Origin of the sequence: Streptomyces sp. NPDC059373, from assembly GCF_042751495.1 — a bacterium.
Classification (GTDB): Bacteria; Actinomycetota; Actinomycetes; order Streptomycetales; family Streptomycetaceae; genus Actinacidiphila.
The window spans coordinates 102,430-120,940 of the sequence record NZ_JBHYXC010000006.1 but is presented as its reverse complement, the minus strand read 5'-3'; the positions used below and the strand labels follow the sequence as shown (position 1 = coordinate 120,940).

Here is an 18,511-nt window from a genome sequence, read left to right as displayed (position 1 = left end):
TTCACCCGTCGCCGCCCTTTTCGGGATCGAGGACGTACAGCTGCGGGAGGTTGACCACGATGGCCTCCTGGGTGCTGCGGGCGATCACCACGACGGCTTCCTCGTCCTGGCTCGGGTTCTCCTCGCGGTGCGGGACGTAGGGCGGGACGAAGATGTAGTCGCCGGGGGAGGTGCGCAGCCGGACCTCCTGGGGGCTGCCGCTCGAGTCGTCGAGGAAGACGAACTCGGGGTGGCCGCCGATCACATGGATGGCGGTCTCGGAAGCGCCGTGGTGGTGGTCGGAGGAGGCGGTCGCCGGGGCGACGTGCGTCTGGCCCATCCAGATCCGTTCGGAGCCGACAGTGCGGCCGCTGATGGCCGCGAACCGGCGCATGCCGCCGCTCTGGGCGGTGTCCCCGTCCAGCGCGTCGGCGCGGATGTGGTGGAGCCGCGCCCGCAGGGGCAGCGAGTCCTTGCCGTCACCGGCGTCGTCCGGGAGGTGCGGGTGGAAGCCGCCGACGTGCGAGGTCATGGCGCTGACCGTAGAGAGGAAGCCGAAAGGATGTCAAGATGTGTCCATTGCTCGGTGCCCGATCGGCCCAGGGGCCTGTCGTGATCCACACGACAGGCCCTGGCGCCACCGGTGCCCGGGATCACCGGTCTCCGGCCAGGAAGATGGAGTACATGCATATCTCGGCGAAGGCGGACTATGCGGTGCGGGCGCTGGTGGAGCTGGCCGCCCACGCGGAACAGCCGCTCACCTGTGAGGGCATCGCCTCGGCCCAGGAAATCCCGTTCCGTTTCCTGAAGTCGGTCTTCCGGCAGCTGCGGCAGGCCGGCCTGGTGCGCAGCCAGCGCGGCTGCGAGGGGGGTTACTGGCTCGGGCGTGACGCTGAACGGATAACCCTGGCCGAGATCATGGTCGCCGTGGACGGCGACTTCATGACCCTGCGGGGGGAGCGGCTGGACGCCCTGGACTACCCGGGCGCGGCCGGAACGCTGCCGGATGTGTGGCGGGCGGTGGAGGCGGCGGCCGATGCCCTGCTGGGCCGCATCACCCTGGCCCAACTGCTGTGCGGCGGCGGCCTGGACGCGCTGCCCCTGACCCGGGACGGCGTGGCCGGCCGCCGGGCCGCCGATCCGGTGGTGTCCGCGTGAGCGTGGAACCCGACGGCGGGCCGCCGGTGCTGGAGATCGTGGAGTTCACCGACCCGGCCTGCCCTTGGGCCTGGGGCTCGGAACCCACCTTCCGGGCGCTGCGGCACACCCTGGGTGCCCAGGTCGCCTGGCGCCGGGTCTTCGGCATCCTCTTCGACGAGGACGACGACCCCGCCCCCGACCCCGACGCGGAGACCCGCTGGTACCGCGACTTCATCGCGGGCATCGCCGCCCACACCGGAGCACCTCACACCCCGCGCCTGCAGTGGGTGGCCCGGACCAGCTGGCCCGCCTCGCTCGCCGCGAAGGCGGCCGAGGCGCAGTCCGCCCCGATCGCCGAACGCGTGCTGCGCAGGCTGCGCGAGGCCACGTTCGTCCTCGGCACCCCGGCCGACACCGTCGACGGCGTCATGACCGCCGTCACCGGCATCCCGGGGCTGGACACCGACCGTCTGCTGCGCGACCTGCGGTCCGAGGCCACGGGCCGGGCCGTCCGTCGTGACTGGCGGGAGACCCGTCGCCCCGACCCGTACGTTCTCCGGCTCGACGCCCCCGGACCGCACGGCGGACGGGCCAAGCCGGTCAACGGACGTCACCGGTACGCCCTGCCGACCCTGCTGTTCAAGGGGCCGGCCGGCACGGCCATCGTCCCGGGCTGGCGGCCGTACGAGGAGTACCGGGACGCCGTCGGCGAAGTCGCCCCCGGCCTGCGGAAGTTCGCCGCGCCGCCCTGCGCCGACGAGGCGCTGGACTGCCACCGGTCGCTGACCGGGCCGGAGTTGACCCTGCTCACAGGGGAGCCGGACCCGCCGCGGCAGGCCGTGCGCGTCGACACCGGCACGGGGCCGCTGTGGCTGCATCCGGACGAGGCGCGGGTGCACCCCGCCCTGTCGCTTTCGCAACCGGCGCGTGCAAAACGTGAGGTGAACGAGGTCTCGGTCAATGAGACACCTCGAGGTATCCATTGACACCGCTTCGGCCACGCCGTCAGGATGTCGGCATGAACTCGACGCACCCCGGCGTGGTGTGCCGCTACGTGGACTACCGGCGTACCTCCAGCGCCCTCTGTCGCTGACCACTCCCCGGCACGCTGCCCCGCGCCGCCCGCACCGCTCTTCGAGCGCTGCCGCGCCCAGCTGCCCAGCCTGATCCCGTAGACCGCCGGCCCCGCCCGGCCCTGCGCCGCGTCCCCACCGTCGCGCGGATCCCTCCCCTCTCCTCACCCCCTGATCTTCGCGCGCCCGTCGCCACCCCGACCGGACGCCGTACGGCCATGCGCGCGTGCCCTCGACGGCGTGCCATGAGGCCGAGAAAGGTGACGCACACCCATGCAGATCTTCCGGACCCCTTCCTCCGTCGCCGACGCCGACCGGCCCAACGCCACGCTCCCGGCGGGGCTGGGCAGACGGTCCTTCCTCGGCCTCTCCCTCGGCGCCGGCGCGGCCCTCGCGCTCACCGCCTGCGGCGCCGACACCTCACCGGCCACGGCCGGCGGGGTGAACGGCACCCTCAAGTGGGGCTGGGCGCTGCCGACTTCCTGGGACCCGATCACCTCGTCGGCCGGGTGGGACGTACACGTCCTGTCGCTGGCCTACGCGGCGCTCACCAAGCTCGACGAGAAGGGCGACCCGGTGGCCGCCCTCGCCACGTCCTGGAAGTACGACGCCAAGGGATCCTCCGTCACCTTCACCCTGCGCAAGGGCCTGACCTTCAGCGACGGCACAGCGCTCGACGCCACCGCGGTCAAGAAGAGCCTGGAGCGCGGCCGCGACGACGCCAAGTCCCTGGTCGCCGCCCAGCTCGTCAACGTCAAGCGGATCACCGCGCCCGACGCGCTCACGGTCACCATCGAGCTGGCCCAGCCGGACTTCCAGATCCCGGCGCTCCTCGCGGGCAAGACCGGCATGATCGTCAACCCCAAGGTCTTCGCCGCCGACGCCGCCTCCATCGCCACCAAGCCGGCCGGCGCCGGCCCCTTCACCCTCACGTCGTACGTGCAGAACTCCAAGGCCGTCCTGCTCCGCAACCCCCGCTACTGGGACGCCGACCAGATCACGGTGCAGAACTTCGAGGTCTACCCGACCCCCGAGGCCTCCACCGTCGTCGCGGCCCTGCAGTCCGGCCAGTACAACGTCGCCCAGATACCAGGCAGCCAGGTCAAGGCCGCCAAGGCAGCGGGTCTGACGGTGCAGGTCATCCCCTCGCTGGTGGTGGCCGTCCTGGACGTCAACATCAAGAAGGGGCCCTTCACCGACCCCGACGTCGCCCTCGCGCTGAAGTACGCCGTGGACCGCGAGGAACTGCTCAAGACAGCCGCCGTCGGCTACGGCGAGGTCGCCTACCAGCCCTTCCCGAAGGGCTACGTCGCCCACAACGACGAGCTGGACGGCCTGTACGCCTACAACCCGGCCAAGGCCAAGGAACTGCTGGCCAAGGCCGGACACGCGGACGGTCTCGAACTGACCATCACCACCTCCCAGGCCGAGGGCATCCCGGAACTGCTCCAGGCGCAGCTGAAGAAGGTCGGCATCACGGCGAAGATCGAGACCATCCCCCTCGCCCAGGCGACCCAGATCATCTACATCCAGCACAGCAGGGCCCTGTTCACCGACCAGTTCGCCGGACGCGACTCGGCCGTACAGGCCTTCCAGGTGCTCTTCGGCAAGGAGGGCCTGATGAACCCGGGCCGGACCACCGCCCCCGAGCTGGACAAGGCACTGGCCACGGTCCGCAGCACCCCGCTGGACTCCGCCGAATACCCCAAGGCGCTCCAGGCGGCCACCGCGATCGCGGTGAAGAACCAGCCCAACGTCTTCCTCTACACCGTGCCCCGCATCCTGGCCCGCAACGACAAGGTCTCCGAAATCCCCGGCTACACCGTCGTGCAGCGCTTCGAGGGGGTGACCGCGTCATGAGCGCACCCGGCGGAACACTCCCCGCCCCGGCCGGGCGGCGCGCCGCACCCGGCCGGACCGGCTGGGCCTCCCTCGGCCGGCGCGCCGCGACCGCCCCGCGCCCGCTGGGCCGGGTGCTGGCCGTCACCGCGACGGTCTTCCTGCTCTCCTCGCTCCTCACCTTCGGGCTCGGCGCACTGTCCGGCGCCAACCCGGCCGCCGCCGTCCTCGGCGACACCGCGACACCGGCCGACATCGCCCGCATGGAGCACCAGTTCGGCCTCGACCGGCCACTGGCCCTGCAGTACGTGAGCTGGCTCGGCCACGCCCTCACCGGCGACCTGGGCCGCTCCTGGTTCACCACCGTCCCGGTCTCCGACAGCATCACCCAGGCCCTGCCGGTGGACCTGTCCATCGCCGGGCTGGCCCTGCTGCTCGCCGTCCTCCTCGGCGGCGGGGCCGGGATCGCCGCCGCGCTCAGTGGCGGCGGCCGGATCGACCGCACCGTCACCGTGGTCTGCTCGGTGCTGGGCACGTTGCCGCCCTTCGTGCTCGCGATCGGGCTGATCGTGATCTTCTCGGTCCAGCTCGGCGCGCTGCCCTCCGGAGGTTACGTCTCCTTCAGCACCGGCCCGGGCGAGTGGCTGCGGTACGCGATCCTGCCCGCCTTCGCCCTCAGCCTGGACGCGGCTGCCTCCATCGCCCGGCAGTTGCGCACCTCGCTGGTGGGCGAGCTGCGCGAGAACTACGTCACCGGCGCGGTCATGCGCGGCTTCTCCGCCCGCCGGGTGCTGTTCGGGCACGTCCTGCGCAACGCGGCAGGGCCCGCCCTCACCGTCCTGGGGATGAGCGTGCCGGTGATCCTCGGCGGGGCCGTCGTCACCGAGCGCATCTTCAACCTGCCCGGCATCGCCCAGCTGTCGCTGCAGGCCGCCGAGCAGCACGACATCCCGGTCGTGCAGGGCACCCTGCTGGTCACCGTCACCGTCGTACTCGTCGCCAACCTCGCGGTCAACGCCGCCCTGACGGCCCTCAACCCCGCCGCGCGCCGCGGGCACCGCAACCGTCCGCCGGAAGGGAGCCCGTCGTGAACACACTGCGCCGGGCCTGGCGGCTGCGTACGGCCCGCCTCGCGCTCGCCGTCCTGGCCCTGATCGCCGTGGCGGCGGTGGCGGGCGGGGCGCTGGCCCCGTACGACCCGCTCGCCCAGAACACCGCCGACCTGCTGCACGGACCCAGCGGGGCCCACCTGCTGGGCACCGACTACCTCGGACGCGATGTGCTCAGCCGGCTGCTCGGCGGCACCGGGCTCTCGGTCGCCGGGGCGCTGGAGGCCGTCGGCGCCGCCATGGTCCTGGGCGTCGTGCCCGGACTCGCCTCGGTCTGGCTCGGCCGCGGGGTGGAGTGGACCGCGCTGCGCGTGGTCGACGCCCTGATGACGCTGCCGTTCACGGTCTTCGCCATCGCCGTCGTCGGCGCCCTCGGCAACGGTATGCACCAGGCGATGCTGGCCCTCGGCGTGCTGTTCTCCCCGCTGTTCTTCCGGGTCACCAGGGCCGCCGTGCTGGGCCTGAAGCAGGCTCAGTACGTGGAGGCCGCCGAGCTGATGGGCGCCTCGCGGTGGTGGATCCTGCGTACGCACATCTGGGGGAAGATCCTGCCGACGGTCGCCGTCACCACCGCCCAGGCGATCGGTCAGGCGCTGTTGGTCGTCGCCTCGCTGACCTTCCTCGGCCTCGGCGTCCAGCCGCCGGCGCCGACCTGGGGCGGGATGCTCGCCAGCGATCTGGGCTACCTGGCCCAGCAGCCGTGGGCCCCGCTCTTCCCGGGCGCCGTGATCATGATCACGGTGGGCGCCCTCAACCTCCTCGCCGACGCGATCCGTGACAGCGGCGGCGCCGGCCTGCTCCCCGTCACGGCGGACACCGCCGCCACCCCCGGTCACTCCGCGCTCCCGGCATCCGCCGCCACCGTCCCCGAGGAGGAGCAGGCCGATGCCCGCGTCCCCGTCGCCTGAGCAGACCGCGTCCGCGGCCCTGACCGTCGAAGGCCTCGGCATCACCGCCGGCGGCCGTCGCGCCGTCCACGACGTGTCCTTCACCCTCGCCCGGGGCGAATCGGTCGGCCTGGTGGGGGAGTCCGGCAGCGGCAAGAGCCTCACCTGCCGGTCGGTCCTCGGGGTGCTGCCGACCGGCTGCGAGACCACCTCAGGCCGGGCGGTCCTCGGCGGCGAGGCCCCCGTCGAACTCACCGCCCTGACCCGCAGGCAGTGGGACACCGTACGCGGCAGCAGGCTCGGCGCGGTCTTCCAGGACCCGGCCTCGTACCTCAACCCCTCGCTCACCGTGGGCCGTCAGCTCGCCGAGCAGCTCCGCGTCAAGCAAGGCCTGTCCCGGCGGGGGGCCCACGCCCGGGCGGTCGAGCTGTTCACCGACGTCGGGCTGCACCGGCCCGCCGAGGTCTACCACCAGTACCCGCACGAGCTGTCCGGCGGCATGCTGCAACGCGTCCTCATCGCCGTCGCCATCTCCTGCGAACCCGAACTCCTCATCGCCGACGAGGCCACCACCGCTCTCGACGTCGTCATCCAGGCCGAGATCCTCGAACTCCTGCAACGGCTGCGCGCCGAGCACGGCCTCGCACTGCTCCTGGTCACCCACGACCTGGCCGTCGTCGCCGAGGTCTGCGACCGGATCCTGGTGATGTACGCCGGCGAGATCGTCGAGAACGGCCCCACCGCCGACGTCCTCGCCGCACCCGCCCACCCCTATACCGAGGCGCTGCTGCGGGTGGCGTCCATCGGCGAGTGGGGACGCCGCGAGCTCGACGTCATCCCCGGCCGCCCACCCGAGGCCGGCGCCGACCTCCCCGGCTGCCGCTTCGCGGACCGCTGCGCCTACGCCACGGCCGAATGCACCACGGCGCCGGTGCCCCTGCATCCGGTCGGCGACCGCCACCAGTCCCGCTGCCTGCGCGCCGCCGACGCACGCGTCAACGACGTCAAGGAAGGAGCCCCGGTATGACCGCCACGTCTCCCCTGCTCGACATCAGCGGGCTCACCGTCTCCTACGACCACCACGGCCGCAATCGCGTCCTCGACGGGGTCTCGCTCACCGCTCGCTCCGGCGAGATCCTCGGCGTCATCGGCGAGACCGGCTCCGGCAAGACCACCCTCGCCCGCGCCACCGTCGGCCTGGTCCGGCCCGACGCCGGAAGGATCGGCTTCGACGGCCAGAACCTCGCGGCCCTGGGCGGCGGCGCGCTGCGGGCCTTCCGCCGTACGGGGCAGGTCCAGCTCACCTTCCAGGACCCGCTCCGCTCCCTGGACCCCGAACTGACGGTCCGCCGGATCGTCGCCGAACCCCTGGCAGCCATCGGGGCACTGACCCGCGCCGAGCGTGACGACCGGGTCAACGAGGCCCTCACCCGGGTGGGCCTGGACCCCCACGCCCTCGGCCCGCGCACCCCCGGCCAGATCTCCGGCGGGCAGCGCCAGCGGGTCTCACTGGCCCGCGCCATCGTGACCCGGCCGCGCCTGCTGCTCAGCGACGAACCGGTCAGCGCCCTGGACGCCTCCAACCGCAATCTCGTACTCGCCCTGCTGGACCGGCTGCGCCGCGAACTGGACCTCGCCGTCGTCGTCATCTCCCACGACCTCAGCTCGCTCGCCGGCATCGCCGACCGGGTCGCCGTCCTCTACCGGGGCCGCCTGGTCGAGCAGGGCCCCATCGGCGACGTACTGGCCCACCCCCACCATCCGTACACCGCGCTGCTCACCGCCTCCGCGCCCAGCGTCCGCCGCGAACACCGGTTGCTGCCCGCCCAGTTGCGGGCCCCGGCCGACCGCGAGCCCTGGCCGGACGGTGAGGGCTGCGTCTTCGCCCCCCGCTGCCGCTTCGCCGGGCCGGAATGCCGCGAGCAGCCGCACGCGGAACCGGCCCCGGCCCCGGGGGCGGACCGTACGGTCGCCTGCCACCACGCGGCGACCTGGCGGAACCTGCTCGCCTGACCCTCCGACCCCCGTCCCTTCGCCACCCGGGAGCACCCCATGACCATCGAATTCATCGGCATCGCCGCCACCCAGGAGACCAGCGAGAGCGGCGCCGCCACCCCCGTCAACGGCGGTGCCCGGGACGGCGTCTCCGCGCAGACCGAGGCCGCCGCCGCGCACGGCCCCGTCGTCCAGCCCGTCTACCTGCGGGCTCTCGCCCGCGCCCACGAGGAGGCGGGCTTCGACCGGATCCTGGTCGCGCACTCCTCGGCCAGCCCCGACGGCTTCACCGTCGCCGACCAGATCCTCACCCACACCGAACGGCTCGGCGTGCTGCTCGCCCACCGCCCCGGGTTCGTCGCCCCCACCCTGGCCGCACGCAAGTTCGCCACCCTCGACGCCTTCCACCCCGGCCGGGTCGCCCTGCATGTCATCACCGGCGGGGACGACGCCGACCAGGCCCGCGACGGCGACCTCACCGACAAGGCCACCCGCTACCGCCGCACCGACGACTTCCTCGACGTCGTGCGCAAGGAGTGGACCGCCGCCACTCCTTTCGACCACGACGGCGAGTTCTACCAGGTCCGCGGCGGCTGGTCCGCCGTGCGCCCCGCCGACCCGATCCCCGTCTACTTCGGCGGCGCCTCCGACGACGCGGTACGGGTCGGCGGCAAGCACGCCGACGTGTACGCCTTCTGGGGCGAGCCGCTGGCCGGGATCGCCGAGCGCATCCGCCAGGTCCGCGAGGCCGCCGCCCCGTACGGCCGCGACCCGCGCTTCAGCGTGAGCCTGCGCCCCATCCCGGCCGCCACCGAGGCCGAGGCGTGGGAGCGGGCTCGGGAGATCCTGCGGCTCACCAAGGAACGCACGGGCGAGGCGAAGAAGCTCTTCAACCTCGACCACGCGCAGCAGCGCGGCTCCCAGCGGCTGCTGGAGTACGCCGCCCAGGGCGAGGTCCACGACAAGCGGCTGTGGACCGCCATCGCCGCCACCACCGGCGCGGCCGGCAACTCCACCGCGCTGGTGGGCAGTTACGAGCAGGTCGCCGAATCCCTGCTGGACTACGTGAAGCTGGGCGTGTCCACCCTGCTCATCCGAGGCTTCGCGCCGCTGGCCGACGCCCGCGACTACGGCACCCTGGTCCGGCTGGTCCGCGAACAGGCGTCCGACGTGGCGGTCCCCGCGTGACCGCGACCCCTGTTCCCACCACCTCGCACTGGGGAGCCTTCGGCGTACGCCACCTGCCCGACGGCGGTATCGAACCCGTGCCGCACCCCGCCGACCCCTCGCCGTCACCCCTGCTGGCCGGTGTGCCCGGTGCGCTGCGGCACGCCACACGGATCCGCCGGCCCGCCGTGCGGCGCGGCTGGCTGGAGAGCGGCCCCGGTCCCCGGGAGCGGCGCGCCGACGAGCCGTTCGTCGAGGTGGAGTGGGACGAGGCGCTCGACCTGGCCGCCGCCGAGCTGGACCGGGTCCGCCGCGAGCACGGCAACCAGGCGATCTTCGGCGGCTCCTACGGCTGGGCCAGCGCGGGCCGCTTCCACCACGCCCAGAGCCAACTGCACCGCTTCCTCGGCCAGTTCGGCGGCTTCACCGGCTCCCGCAACTCGTACAGCAACGGCACCTCCTCCGTGCTGCTGCCGTACGTCCTGGGCGCGGCCGAGGACGTGCTGCGCGGCGCCTCCTCCTGGCCCACCATCACCGCCAACACCGAGCTGATCGTCGCCTTCGGCGGCATCCCCGCCAAGAACGTCCACGTCACTCCCGGCGGCGTCACCCGGCACACCACCCCCGGCCACCTGGCCGCACTCGCCGCCCGGGGCACCCGTGTCGCCCTGATCAGCCCGCTGCGCGACGACCTGCCCGACGGCCCCGACACCGACTGGTACCCCGTACGCCCCGCCACCGACACCGCCCTCATGCTCGGCCTCGCCCACACCCTCGTCGACGAGGATCTGCACGACCGGGCCTTCCTCGACCGGTACACCACCGGAGCCGACACCTTCGTCGCGTACGTCCTCGGCAAGTCCGACGGCACCGCCAAGGACGCCGACTGGGCTGCCGGGATCTGCGGCATCCCGGCCGGCCGCATCCGTTCGCTGGCCCGCCACATGGCGTCCGCCCGCACCCTGGTCACCGTCACCTGGTCCCTGCAGCGCGCCCAGTACGGCGAACAGCCCGTGTGGGCAGGCCTCGCGCTGGCCGCGCTGCTCGGCCAGATCGGCCTGCCCGGCGGCGGCTTCGGCCACGGCTACGGCTCGATGGGCGACACCGGCGACACCGGCCCGCACATGCGGCTCCCGTATCTGCCCCAAGGGCCCAATCCGGTAAGGGACTTCATCCCCTGCGCCCGGATCGCCGACCTGCTGCTGCACCCCGGCGGGGCGTACGACTACGACGGCGCCGCCCGTCGCTACCCCGACATCCGCCTCGTGCACTGGGCGGGCGGCAACCCCTTCCATCACCACCAGGACCTCGGCCGCCTCGCCCGCGCCTTCGGCCGCCCCGACACCGTCATCGTCCACGAAACGCACTGGACGGCCACCGCCCGGCACGCCGACATCGTCTTCCCCGCCACCACCGCCCTGGAGCGCGAGGACTTCGGCGGCGGCCGGCGCGACACCCACCTCATCGCCATGCACCGCTCCGTCGAGCCGCAGGGCGAGGCCCGCGACGACCACGCCGTGTTCGCGGCGCTCGCCGAACGGCTCGGCTTCGGTGAGCGCTTCACCGAGGGCCGTACGCCGAAGGAGTGGCTGGAGCACCTGTACGACACGTGGGCCGCCGGCATCGACGGCGCACCGGCCTTCGCGGACTTCTGGGCCGCGGGGGAGTGGCAGCTGCCCGAAGAGCCCGCCCAACGCGTGCAGTTCGCCGCTTTCCGGGCCGACCCGGACGCCGCACCGCTCGCCACCCCCAGCGGCCGCATCGAGCTGACCAGCGAACGCATCGCGGGCTTCGGACTGCCGGACTGCCCCGGCCACCCCACCTGGCTCGAACCCGACGAGTGGCCCGGCAGCCCGGCGGCCGCCCGCCTTCCGCTGCTGCTCATCGCCAACCAGCCCGCCACCCGGCTGCACAGCCAGCTCGACACCGGCGCCGTGAGCCTGGCCGCCAAGGTCGCCGACCGCGAGGCACTCCAGCTCCACCCGGACGACGCGGCCCGGCGCCGCATCGCCGACGGCGACCTCATCCGGGTCTTCAACGACCGCGGCGCCTGCCTGGCCGGCGCGGTCCTCACCGACCGGGTCAGCCCCGGCGTCGTACGACTGCCCACCGGCGCCTGGTTCGACCCGGTGCCAGGACACAAGCCGCCGCTGTGCGCGCACGGCAACCCCAATGTGCTCACCGCCGACATCCCCAGCTCCCGGCTGTCCCAGGGCTGCGTCGGCCAGCACGCGCTCGTGGAGATCGAACGGTACGAGGGCGAGCCGCCTCCGGTGACGGTCCGCCGGCCCCCGGTGCTGTTGCACACCCGCCAGGAGGCGTCATGACCAGCACCGCCATCGGCCTCCCGCCGCTCGCACCCGACCGGCTCCCCGCCGTCACCGCCGCCCTCGCGGAACGCGCCGCCGAGCACGACCGCGACGCCACCTTCCCCACCGAGGGCTTCGACCACGTCCACGCGGCCGGTCTGCTCACCGCCACCGTGGCCACCCGGCACGGCGGCCCGGGCGCCGGACTCACCGACACCGTCCGCATCCTGCGCGCCCTGGGCGCGGGAGACCCGGCGGTCGCCCTGGTCACCGCCATGACGCTGTTCGTCCATGCCGCCGAGGCCCGCACCCCGGCGTGGCCCGCCGCGTCGTACGCCGGTCTGCTGGCCGAAGCCGCCGTCGGGCCGGCCCTGGTCAACGCCCTGCGTGTCGAACCGGAGTTGGGAAGCCCGGTCCGCGGCGGCCTGCCCGCGACCACCGCCCGCCGGGACGGCGACCGGTGGCGGCTGACCGGCCGCAAGATCTACTCCACCGGGGCCGTCGGACTCAGCCGCCTGCTGGTCCACGCCCGCACGGACGAGGACCCGGTCCGGGTCGGCAGCTTCGTCGTACGGGCCGGCAGCCCGGGGCTGAGCATCGAGCCGACCTGGAACCACCTCGGCCTGCGCGCCAGCCGCAGCGACGACGTGATCCTCGACGGCGTCCCGGTGGCCCTGGACGAGACCATCGGACTGGCCGAACCCGGGCCCGCTCCCGCCCGCCCCGACGCGGTCATCGGCGCCTGGGGCTCGCTGGGCCTGGCCGCGCTCTACCTCGGCGTCGCCGGGGCCGCCCGCGACTGGCTGACCGGCTTCCTCCACGAACGCACCCCCACCGCGCTGGGCGCACCGCTCGCCACCCTGCCGCGCTTCCAGAGCGCCGTCGGGGAGATCGAGGCCGCCCTCATCGGCGCCGACACCCTCGTCGACGCGCTCGCCGCCGGGGTCGACGCCCAGGACGTCGAAGCCGCCGAGCGGGCGGGCGTGGCGAAACTTCTCGCCACCCGGGCCGCGATCAACGCCGTCGAGCAGGCCGTCGCCCTCGTCGGCAACCACGGCCTCACCCTCGACAACCCCCTCAACCGCCACTACCGCGACGTGCTGTGCAGCCGCGTCCACACCCCGCAGGACGACTCCGTACTGGCCGCCACCGGCCGTGCCGTCCTCGATCGCCACCCCGCGGCGCCCCGCAGCCCTGCAACGAAAGGCAACTGATCACCATGTCCGTCGAGTTCATCGGAATGATCGGCACCCAGGACGTCTCCGAGACCCGCCCCGCCTCGGGGCCGGTCATCGACCCCGACTACACCGTCCGCTTCGCCCGCGCCCACGAGGACGCCGGTTTTGACCGCATCCTCATCGGCTACAGCTCCGGCACCCCCGACGGCACCCAGGTCGCCGCCCACGTCGCCGCCCGCACCGAGCGCCTCGGCCTGCTGATCGCGCACCGCCCGGGCTTCACAGCCCCCACCCTGGCAGCCCGCGGCTTCGCGACCCTCGACCACTTCTCCGGCGGCCGCGTCGCCGTCCACACCATCACCGGTGGCCATGACACCGAGCAGCGCCGCGACGGCGACTACCTCGGCAAGGACGAGCGCTACGCCCGTACCGACGAATACCTCGGCATCCTGCGCCGAGCCTGGACCGCCACCGAGCCCTTCAGCCACGAGGGCCCGCACTACCGCTTCCAGGACTACCGCAGCGATGTGCGGCCGCTTCGCGAGTCCGGCATCCCGCTTTTCTTCGGTGGCTCCTCCGAGGCGGCGTACCGGGTCGGCGGCCGGCATGCCGACACCTTCGCGCTCTGGGGCGAACCGCTGGCCGAGACCGCCGAGCAGATCGCCTCCGTACGAGCCGCCGCGCAGGCCGCCGGCCGCACCGACCTGCCCGGTATCAGCGTCTCGTTCCGCCCCATCCTCGGCGCCACCGAGGAACTGGCCTGGGAGCGCGCGCACCGCATCCTCGACACCATCACCAACGGGACCGGCACGTCCTTCTTCGGCCAGGTCAAGCGGTTCACCGGTGCCGACGGCCCGCAGAACGTGGGCTCACAGCGACTGCTGGCCGCCGCCGCGAGGGCCGACCGGCACGACCGCGCCCTGTGGACCGCCCCCGCAGCGGCCTCCGGCGCGGCCGGCAACTCCACCGCGCTCGTCGGCACACCGGAGACCGTCGCCCAGGCCCTGCTGGACTACGTCGACATCGGCGTCACGACCATCCTCATCCGCGGTTACGACCCGCTGGACGACGCCATCGACTACGGGCGCCACCTCATCCCCCTGGTCCGCCAGGAACTCACCCACCGCGCCGCCACCGCACCCCTCGCCACCTCCCTCGCCACCACGGGAAGCGCCCGATGACCGACCTGCTCACCGCCGGCCACCACTGGCCCCCGCCGGCCACCGCCACCGTCCGCGGTACCCTCCTGGTCCTGCCCGGCCGCGGCGAACACGGCGGCGTGTACGAACGCTTCGGCCGCCGCCTCGCCGCCGACGCCTACGCCGTCCACGCCCTCGACACGGCACCCGACACCGACCCCGCCGCCCTCCGGCGCGCCCTGCGGCAGGCCGCCGGGCCGGACCCCGTGGGTCCCGTCGTGCTCGTCGGCGCCGACACGGGTGCGCTCCAGGCCCTGGCCGTCGCGGCGGACCCGGACCCCGAACTCCCGGTCCACGGCGTCATCCTGGCGGGCACCGCCCTTCCCGGCACGGGCGTCGTCCCCCGGGACGGCGAGGCGGCCGGGGCCTGGGACGCCGAACTCGCCGCCCGCACCGCCTGCCCCGTCCACCGCGGACGGCTCACCGCCGATCCCGACTTCGTACGCGGCGATCTCTTCGCCCCGGTCCCCGGATCTCTGCTGGCCGCTGCCACAACCGCCGTACCCGGCCTGCCCGTACTGCTCCTGCACGGTGACGCGGACCCGGTCGCTCCGGCCGCCGGCGCCCGCGATCTCGCGGCACGGCTGCCCGGGGCCACCCTTGCGGTCATCCACGGGGGAGTCCACGACACCCTCAACGACGCCTCGCACCGCAGCGCCGCCGCCACGGTCGTCCAGTGGCTCGAACGGCTGCGTACCGGGCCCGAGTTGACCCCGATTCTCACTCTGGAGAGGGAGCCGCACGCATGACCATCACCAGCGACCGTCGCCGCGAGGCTCTGCCCGACGAGCCGTCCGCCCCCGCCGAGATCCTCCGCCGCACCCTGCGCCGTCACGCCTCCGGGGTCACCGTCATCACCGTCCCCGGTCCGGCCGGCTTCACGGCGACCTCGTTCACGTCGGTCTCCCTGCAGCCCGCCCTCGTCGCCTTCTACCTCGGCCTGACGGCCTCCACCGCTCCGGCCGTCCGGGCCGCGGAACGCTTCGCCGTCCACATCCTCGGCGCCCAACACGCCCCGCTCGCCGAGTCCTTCGCCCGCAGCGGCACCGACCGCTTCGCCGGGATCCCGTGGGGCCCGTCCGACGAGGGCCTGCCCCTCCTGGACGGCGTACCGGCCTGGCTCAGCGCCCGTGTCGTCCTCCGCCAGGAGATCGGTGACCACCTCCACGTCGTCGGCGAGGTCGAGACCGGCGGCGGACCCGCCACCGGCCTGCCCCTCGTCCACCACGACGGGGCTCTCACGACCTCCGCCACTCAACGGTAGGCCGACACCGCCGCGAACCAGAGCGCCAGGAAGGCGCTCGCGGCGCTCGCTCCGACGAGGACCGACTGGGCCACGACCGAGCGGGTCGGCAGGCCGTGAAGGGCGCCCGGGCCGATGACGGAAGCGATCAAGCCCGCGATGAAGGCGATATTGAGGGCGAGTGACAGGCCGAGTGGCAGCGTCAGGGCGTGATCTACCCAGCTCATGGAGCGCCTCCGTAAGGGCACGTGGTACGCGATGGGTCGCGGTGGTGGCCGTAGCCTAGCGGGATGCACGTGCATCTGCACGTGCATCTGCACACCCAACCAGGGTGGTCAGCGCGGGACTTGGTTAAGAAATGGGTAAGCCGACCCCGTGTCGGGGGGAATCAGGACCGGCCCGCCGGAGTTCGTAACTGATGTGAGAGGGTTCTATATCCCCTGGCTCGGGGTGCCGCTGGAGCACGGTCCCTGGGTCGCGGCCGCGGCGTCGCTGGCCGTCACTCCGGGGGCACTGTGGCTGTTGGCGCTGGTGCTCGAGCGGCGCCTGATGGGGGCGCGCAGCGGGTTCGTCGCGGTCGTGCTGGGCGATCCGTTGCTGGCCGCGGCGGTCGCTCTCGGGGTCCAGCGGATGCACGGGACGGCGCCGACCGGGGCAGCGGGTCCATGGTTCGGGCTGGCCTCGCTCATCGGGTGGTTCGGGTTCGGCCTGGTGCAGTGGCGTGGGGAGCTGCGGGCCGGATTCTTCACGCGTGAGCAGGCCATCGCCCCCACCAAGATCTGGCATCAGCTGGTCGTCTATCCGCTGCTGGGCTACTGGTTGTGGACGGCCGGAGTCGGCGGCCTGATGGCGCCGGGGTCCTCGCCCGCCGATGTCGCGGGCCGCGTCCTGATCGTCGCCTGCGTCGGGGTCTGGGTCGTCAGCAACGGCTACGACCGACTGCGCCCCAAGCTCGGTCATCCGCCCTACGACTGGCGCCGGCTCCGGCCGTACGGACAGCCGTGGCCGGGCGCCTCCGTCACCCTGCGCGCGTACGAACGGGACCAGAGCGTCGGGCCCTGATCCCGGGCTGGGAAGGTCCGCATCAACTTCCTGCCGGCGGCGGACCGGAGCACCTGCTCTCGGTGACCGTCCACCCGCAGAAGCAGAGCCGGCGCCCCGCGAGGGACGCCGGCTGCCGCTAGGAGTTGCTCACTGCCTCACACCCGACCTCACGGGTACGAGGTGACCGTCGACGGAACGGTCGAGGTGCCCGAGGTGGCCGTGCCGGTGTCGTTGATCACGTGGTTGTACTGGCCCTGGCCGCCCAGGGAGACCACCAGTACGTCGTGCATCTTGATCCCGGACTTGACCGGGACCTCGAAGCCGTGGTCCATGACGATGGTCGGATCGACGTTGAAGTAGCAGTAACTGCCCACGCCCCACGCCTCGTGGGTGTTCACCGTGTCGTCGACCTTGTAGGCGGCGTATCCCTTGGTGCTGCCGTTCTGGATGGCCGCCTGGTTGGGCGCGTCGTAGGCGATCTCGTTCTGGAAGAAGATCGTCTTGCCGTTCTCGCCGCTCCACTCGACGTCGTACTTCTTGAAGTGCTCGACGAAGAGTCCGGTGGCCAGCACGTTGTTGCCCTTGACGACCAGGCCGTAGTCGGACGGGTTGGTGTTCCAGCCCACGCCGGTGCCGTGGTCGGCCCGCCAGAGCCAGGTGTGGTCGATGATCGTGTCGTTGCTGTTGATCTCCACGGCGGTGGTGGCGCTGCCGGCGCCGGCGCCGCCGATCCGGGCGAACACGTCCTGGACCGTGGTCGGGTCGGCCGAGTGGCTGGCCGACGAGCCGGCCGGGCCGACCTGCAGGAGCACCGGCGAGTTGACCGCACCGGCGTCGATGAGGAAGCCGGCCAGCTTGACGCCGTCGACGTCGGCGACCTTCATCGCCGTCACGCCGTTGTCCGGGACGATCGTCGCCAGGCCCAGCCCGAGGACGACCGTGTCGGCACGGGTGACGTTGATCGTCTGGTCGACGTGGTAGATGCCCGGGGTGAACAGCAGGTTGAGGCCCTGGGCGAGCGCGGCGTTGATGGTCGCCGCGGTGGCTCCGGGCTTGACCACGTAGAACTGGCTGAGCGGAAGTGAGCTGCCCGCCGTCGTACCGCTGGCCCACGAGGTGCCGCGGGCGTTGGTGCGCTTGGCCGGTACGAAGACCTTGTAGTCGCTGCCGTCCAGGTACAGGAACGGCTTCTCCCGCGAGACCGGGGTGGTGTCGAGCGTGGTGTACGGCGGGTTCGGGAAGCTCTGCGCGGGAGCGCCCTGGACGCCGGAGAACACGTTGTTCCAGACGCCGTTGGCGTTGCCGCCGATCGAGCTGTCACGGGTGTACCACTGCTGCTGCGAGTACGGGCTCACCGTGCCGTCGATCTGGCTGTCGGCGATGTAGCCACCGCTGGCCCAGCCGTAGCCGGTCGGCGCCAGGTTCAGGCCGCCCTTGACGTGCATCCGGCGGAAGGGCGCGGCCTGGGCGACGGCCCACCGGTCGGTGCCGCTGACCGGGTTGAGCGTGAGGTTCTCCGCCGACCGCCAGAAGTTCTGCGTCGCGTTGCCGTTGAACCAGCCGGCGTCCACCGTCACGTCCCCGTTGAAGGTCGTGTCGTTGGGCGAGAGCCCCAGGCCCGAGATCGAGGTGTAGAAGCCGAGTTGGGCGTTGATGTTGTTGTAGGTACCCGGCTTGAACAGGAACTGGTAGCGGCCGGTGCCGAACTGGGCCGTCTCCTGCTGTGAGAACACCGAGTCCAGCCTGGACTGGATGTCGGTCATGGACGGGTCGAAGACGATCACGTTGGGGCCGAGGTCACCGCCGCCCGGGATGACCGTGCCGTCGCTGAGGGTGTGCACGCCGAACTCCCACAGCGAGTAGCCGTATCCGGTGTGCCGGGCCGTGCCGTACAGGCGGATGTAACGGCCCGTGCCGTTCACCGAGAGCGTCTCGTTGCCGCCGGGCCCGGTGGTCGTCGAGTAGACCGTGGTCCAGGTCGAGGCGTCGGCCGAGACCTGGATCTGGTACGAACTTCCGTATGCGGCCTCCCAGTTGAGCACCACCTGGCAGATCGTCTGCGAACTGCCCAGATCCACCTGGAGCCACTGCGGGTCGCTGAAGGCGCTGGACCAGCGGGTGCCGGTGTTGCCGTCCACCGCGTTGGCGGCCACGAAACTGCTGTTCTCGGCCGAGGAGGCGGTGGCGGTCTTGCCCTGCGCCGCGTTGGCCGTGCCGCAGGTGGCGGCGGCCGCCCTGGTGGCCCCCAGCGGCGCGACGAGCACCACGAGGAGGGCCAGCAGGGCGGCCCATAGGACCGTCGCTCTGAAGGGTGGGGGAGTGGTGCCGGATATGGGTCTCATCAGCTTC

Annotated in this window: 17 protein-coding genes; 14 read left to right on the top strand and 3 right to left on the bottom strand. The window is 72.8% G+C overall.

From position 1 onward, the window contains the following. Position 1: 1 nt before the first annotated feature. The gene (locus ACFXJ5_RS13250) at positions 2-511 is read right to left on the bottom strand and encodes a cupin domain-containing protein (protein ID WP_384630463.1); all 510 of its coding nucleotides are present in this window, start codon (positions 509-511) and stop codon (positions 2-4) included. A gap of 152 nt (positions 512-663) precedes the next feature. Between ACFXJ5_RS13250 and ACFXJ5_RS13245 the strand changes: the two genes are divergently transcribed. The 13 genes from ACFXJ5_RS13245 to ACFXJ5_RS13185 all read left to right on the top strand — a co-directional run bounded on the left by ACFXJ5_RS13245 (position 664) and on the right by ACFXJ5_RS13185 (position 15,139). Then, the gene (locus tag ACFXJ5_RS13245) at positions 664-1,137 is read left to right on the top strand and encodes an RrF2 family transcriptional regulator (protein WP_384630462.1); all 474 of its coding nucleotides are present in this window, start codon (positions 664-666) and stop codon (positions 1,135-1,137) included. Beyond that, entirely contained in the window at positions 1,134-2,105 is a 972-nt protein-coding gene (locus ACFXJ5_RS13240) for a DsbA family protein (protein WP_384630461.1), read from the top strand. The genes ACFXJ5_RS13245 and ACFXJ5_RS13240 overlap by 4 nt, the downstream gene beginning before the upstream one ends. Positions 2,106-2,465: 360 nt before the next feature. Further along, on the top strand, positions 2,466-4,052 hold the full coding sequence (locus tag ACFXJ5_RS13235) for an ABC transporter substrate-binding protein (RefSeq protein ID WP_384630460.1): 1,587 nt from the start codon (positions 2,466-2,468) through the stop codon (positions 4,050-4,052). After that, positions 4,049-5,122, top strand: a complete 1,074-nt coding sequence (locus ACFXJ5_RS13230; protein WP_384630459.1) for an ABC transporter permease — start codon at positions 4,049-4,051, stop codon at positions 5,120-5,122. The genes ACFXJ5_RS13235 and ACFXJ5_RS13230 overlap by 4 nt, the downstream gene beginning before the upstream one ends. Next, entirely contained in the window at positions 5,119-6,048 is a 930-nt protein-coding gene (locus tag ACFXJ5_RS13225) for an ABC transporter permease (RefSeq protein WP_384630458.1), read from the top strand. Before ACFXJ5_RS13230 ends, ACFXJ5_RS13225 begins: the two co-directional genes overlap by 4 nt. Next, positions 6,026-7,054 (top strand): ABC transporter ATP-binding protein, encoded by a 1,029-nt coding sequence (locus ACFXJ5_RS13220; protein ID WP_384630457.1) that lies wholly within the window; start codon positions 6,026-6,028, stop codon positions 7,052-7,054. Before ACFXJ5_RS13225 ends, ACFXJ5_RS13220 begins: the two co-directional genes overlap by 23 nt. Continuing rightward, positions 7,051-8,040, top strand: a complete 990-nt coding sequence (locus ACFXJ5_RS13215) for an ABC transporter ATP-binding protein (RefSeq protein ID WP_384630456.1) — start codon at positions 7,051-7,053, stop codon at positions 8,038-8,040. The genes ACFXJ5_RS13220 and ACFXJ5_RS13215 overlap by 4 nt, the downstream gene beginning before the upstream one ends. 39 nt (positions 8,041-8,079) lie before the next feature. Then, positions 8,080-9,210, top strand: a complete 1,131-nt coding sequence (locus ACFXJ5_RS13210) for an LLM class flavin-dependent oxidoreductase (RefSeq protein ID WP_384630455.1) — start codon at positions 8,080-8,082, stop codon at positions 9,208-9,210. Beyond that, complete coding sequence (locus ACFXJ5_RS13205) at positions 9,207-11,516, top strand: molybdopterin-dependent oxidoreductase (protein ID WP_384630454.1); 2,310 nt, start codon at positions 9,207-9,209, stop codon at positions 11,514-11,516. The genes ACFXJ5_RS13210 and ACFXJ5_RS13205 overlap by 4 nt, the downstream gene beginning before the upstream one ends. Next, positions 11,513-12,712 carry an acyl-CoA dehydrogenase family protein gene (locus ACFXJ5_RS13200; RefSeq protein WP_384630453.1) on the top strand — a complete coding sequence of 400 codons (1,200 nt, stop codon included), beginning with the start codon at positions 11,513-11,515 and terminating at the stop codon, positions 12,710-12,712. Before ACFXJ5_RS13205 ends, ACFXJ5_RS13200 begins: the two co-directional genes overlap by 4 nt. Positions 12,713-12,717: 5 nt before the next feature. Beyond that, positions 12,718-13,857, top strand: coding sequence for an LLM class flavin-dependent oxidoreductase (locus ACFXJ5_RS13195; protein ID WP_384630452.1), 1,140 nt, complete (start codon positions 12,718-12,720; stop codon positions 13,855-13,857). Further along, positions 13,854-14,624 (top strand): serine aminopeptidase domain-containing protein, encoded by a 771-nt coding sequence (locus ACFXJ5_RS13190; RefSeq protein WP_384630451.1) that lies wholly within the window; start codon positions 13,854-13,856, stop codon positions 14,622-14,624. The genes ACFXJ5_RS13195 and ACFXJ5_RS13190 overlap by 4 nt, the downstream gene beginning before the upstream one ends. After that, complete coding sequence (locus tag ACFXJ5_RS13185) at positions 14,621-15,139, top strand: flavin reductase family protein (protein ID WP_384630450.1); 519 nt, start codon at positions 14,621-14,623, stop codon at positions 15,137-15,139. Before ACFXJ5_RS13190 ends, ACFXJ5_RS13185 begins: the two co-directional genes overlap by 4 nt. Here the strand turns inward: ACFXJ5_RS13185 and ACFXJ5_RS13180 are convergent. Next, positions 15,130-15,345 carry a hypothetical protein gene (locus tag ACFXJ5_RS13180; protein ID WP_384630449.1) on the bottom strand — a complete coding sequence of 72 codons (216 nt, stop codon included), beginning with the start codon at positions 15,343-15,345 and terminating at the stop codon, positions 15,130-15,132. The two genes, ACFXJ5_RS13185 and ACFXJ5_RS13180, sit on opposite strands and share 10 nt — an antisense overlap. Before the next feature lie 193 nt (positions 15,346-15,538). On the opposite strand from ACFXJ5_RS13180, the gene ACFXJ5_RS13175 reads away from it, so the two are divergent. Then, positions 15,539-16,180: a hypothetical protein gene (locus tag ACFXJ5_RS13175; protein ID WP_384630448.1), complete on the top strand. Its 642-nt coding sequence runs from the start codon at positions 15,539-15,541 to the stop codon at positions 16,178-16,180. A 149-nt stretch (positions 16,181-16,329) separates the two neighbouring features. Here the strand turns inward: ACFXJ5_RS13175 and ACFXJ5_RS13170 are convergent, their stop codons facing one another. Further along, positions 16,330-18,504 carry a discoidin domain-containing protein gene (locus tag ACFXJ5_RS13170; protein WP_384630447.1) on the bottom strand — a complete coding sequence of 725 codons (2,175 nt, stop codon included), beginning with the start codon at positions 18,502-18,504 and terminating at the stop codon, positions 16,330-16,332. Positions 18,505-18,511 lie beyond the last annotated feature (7 nt).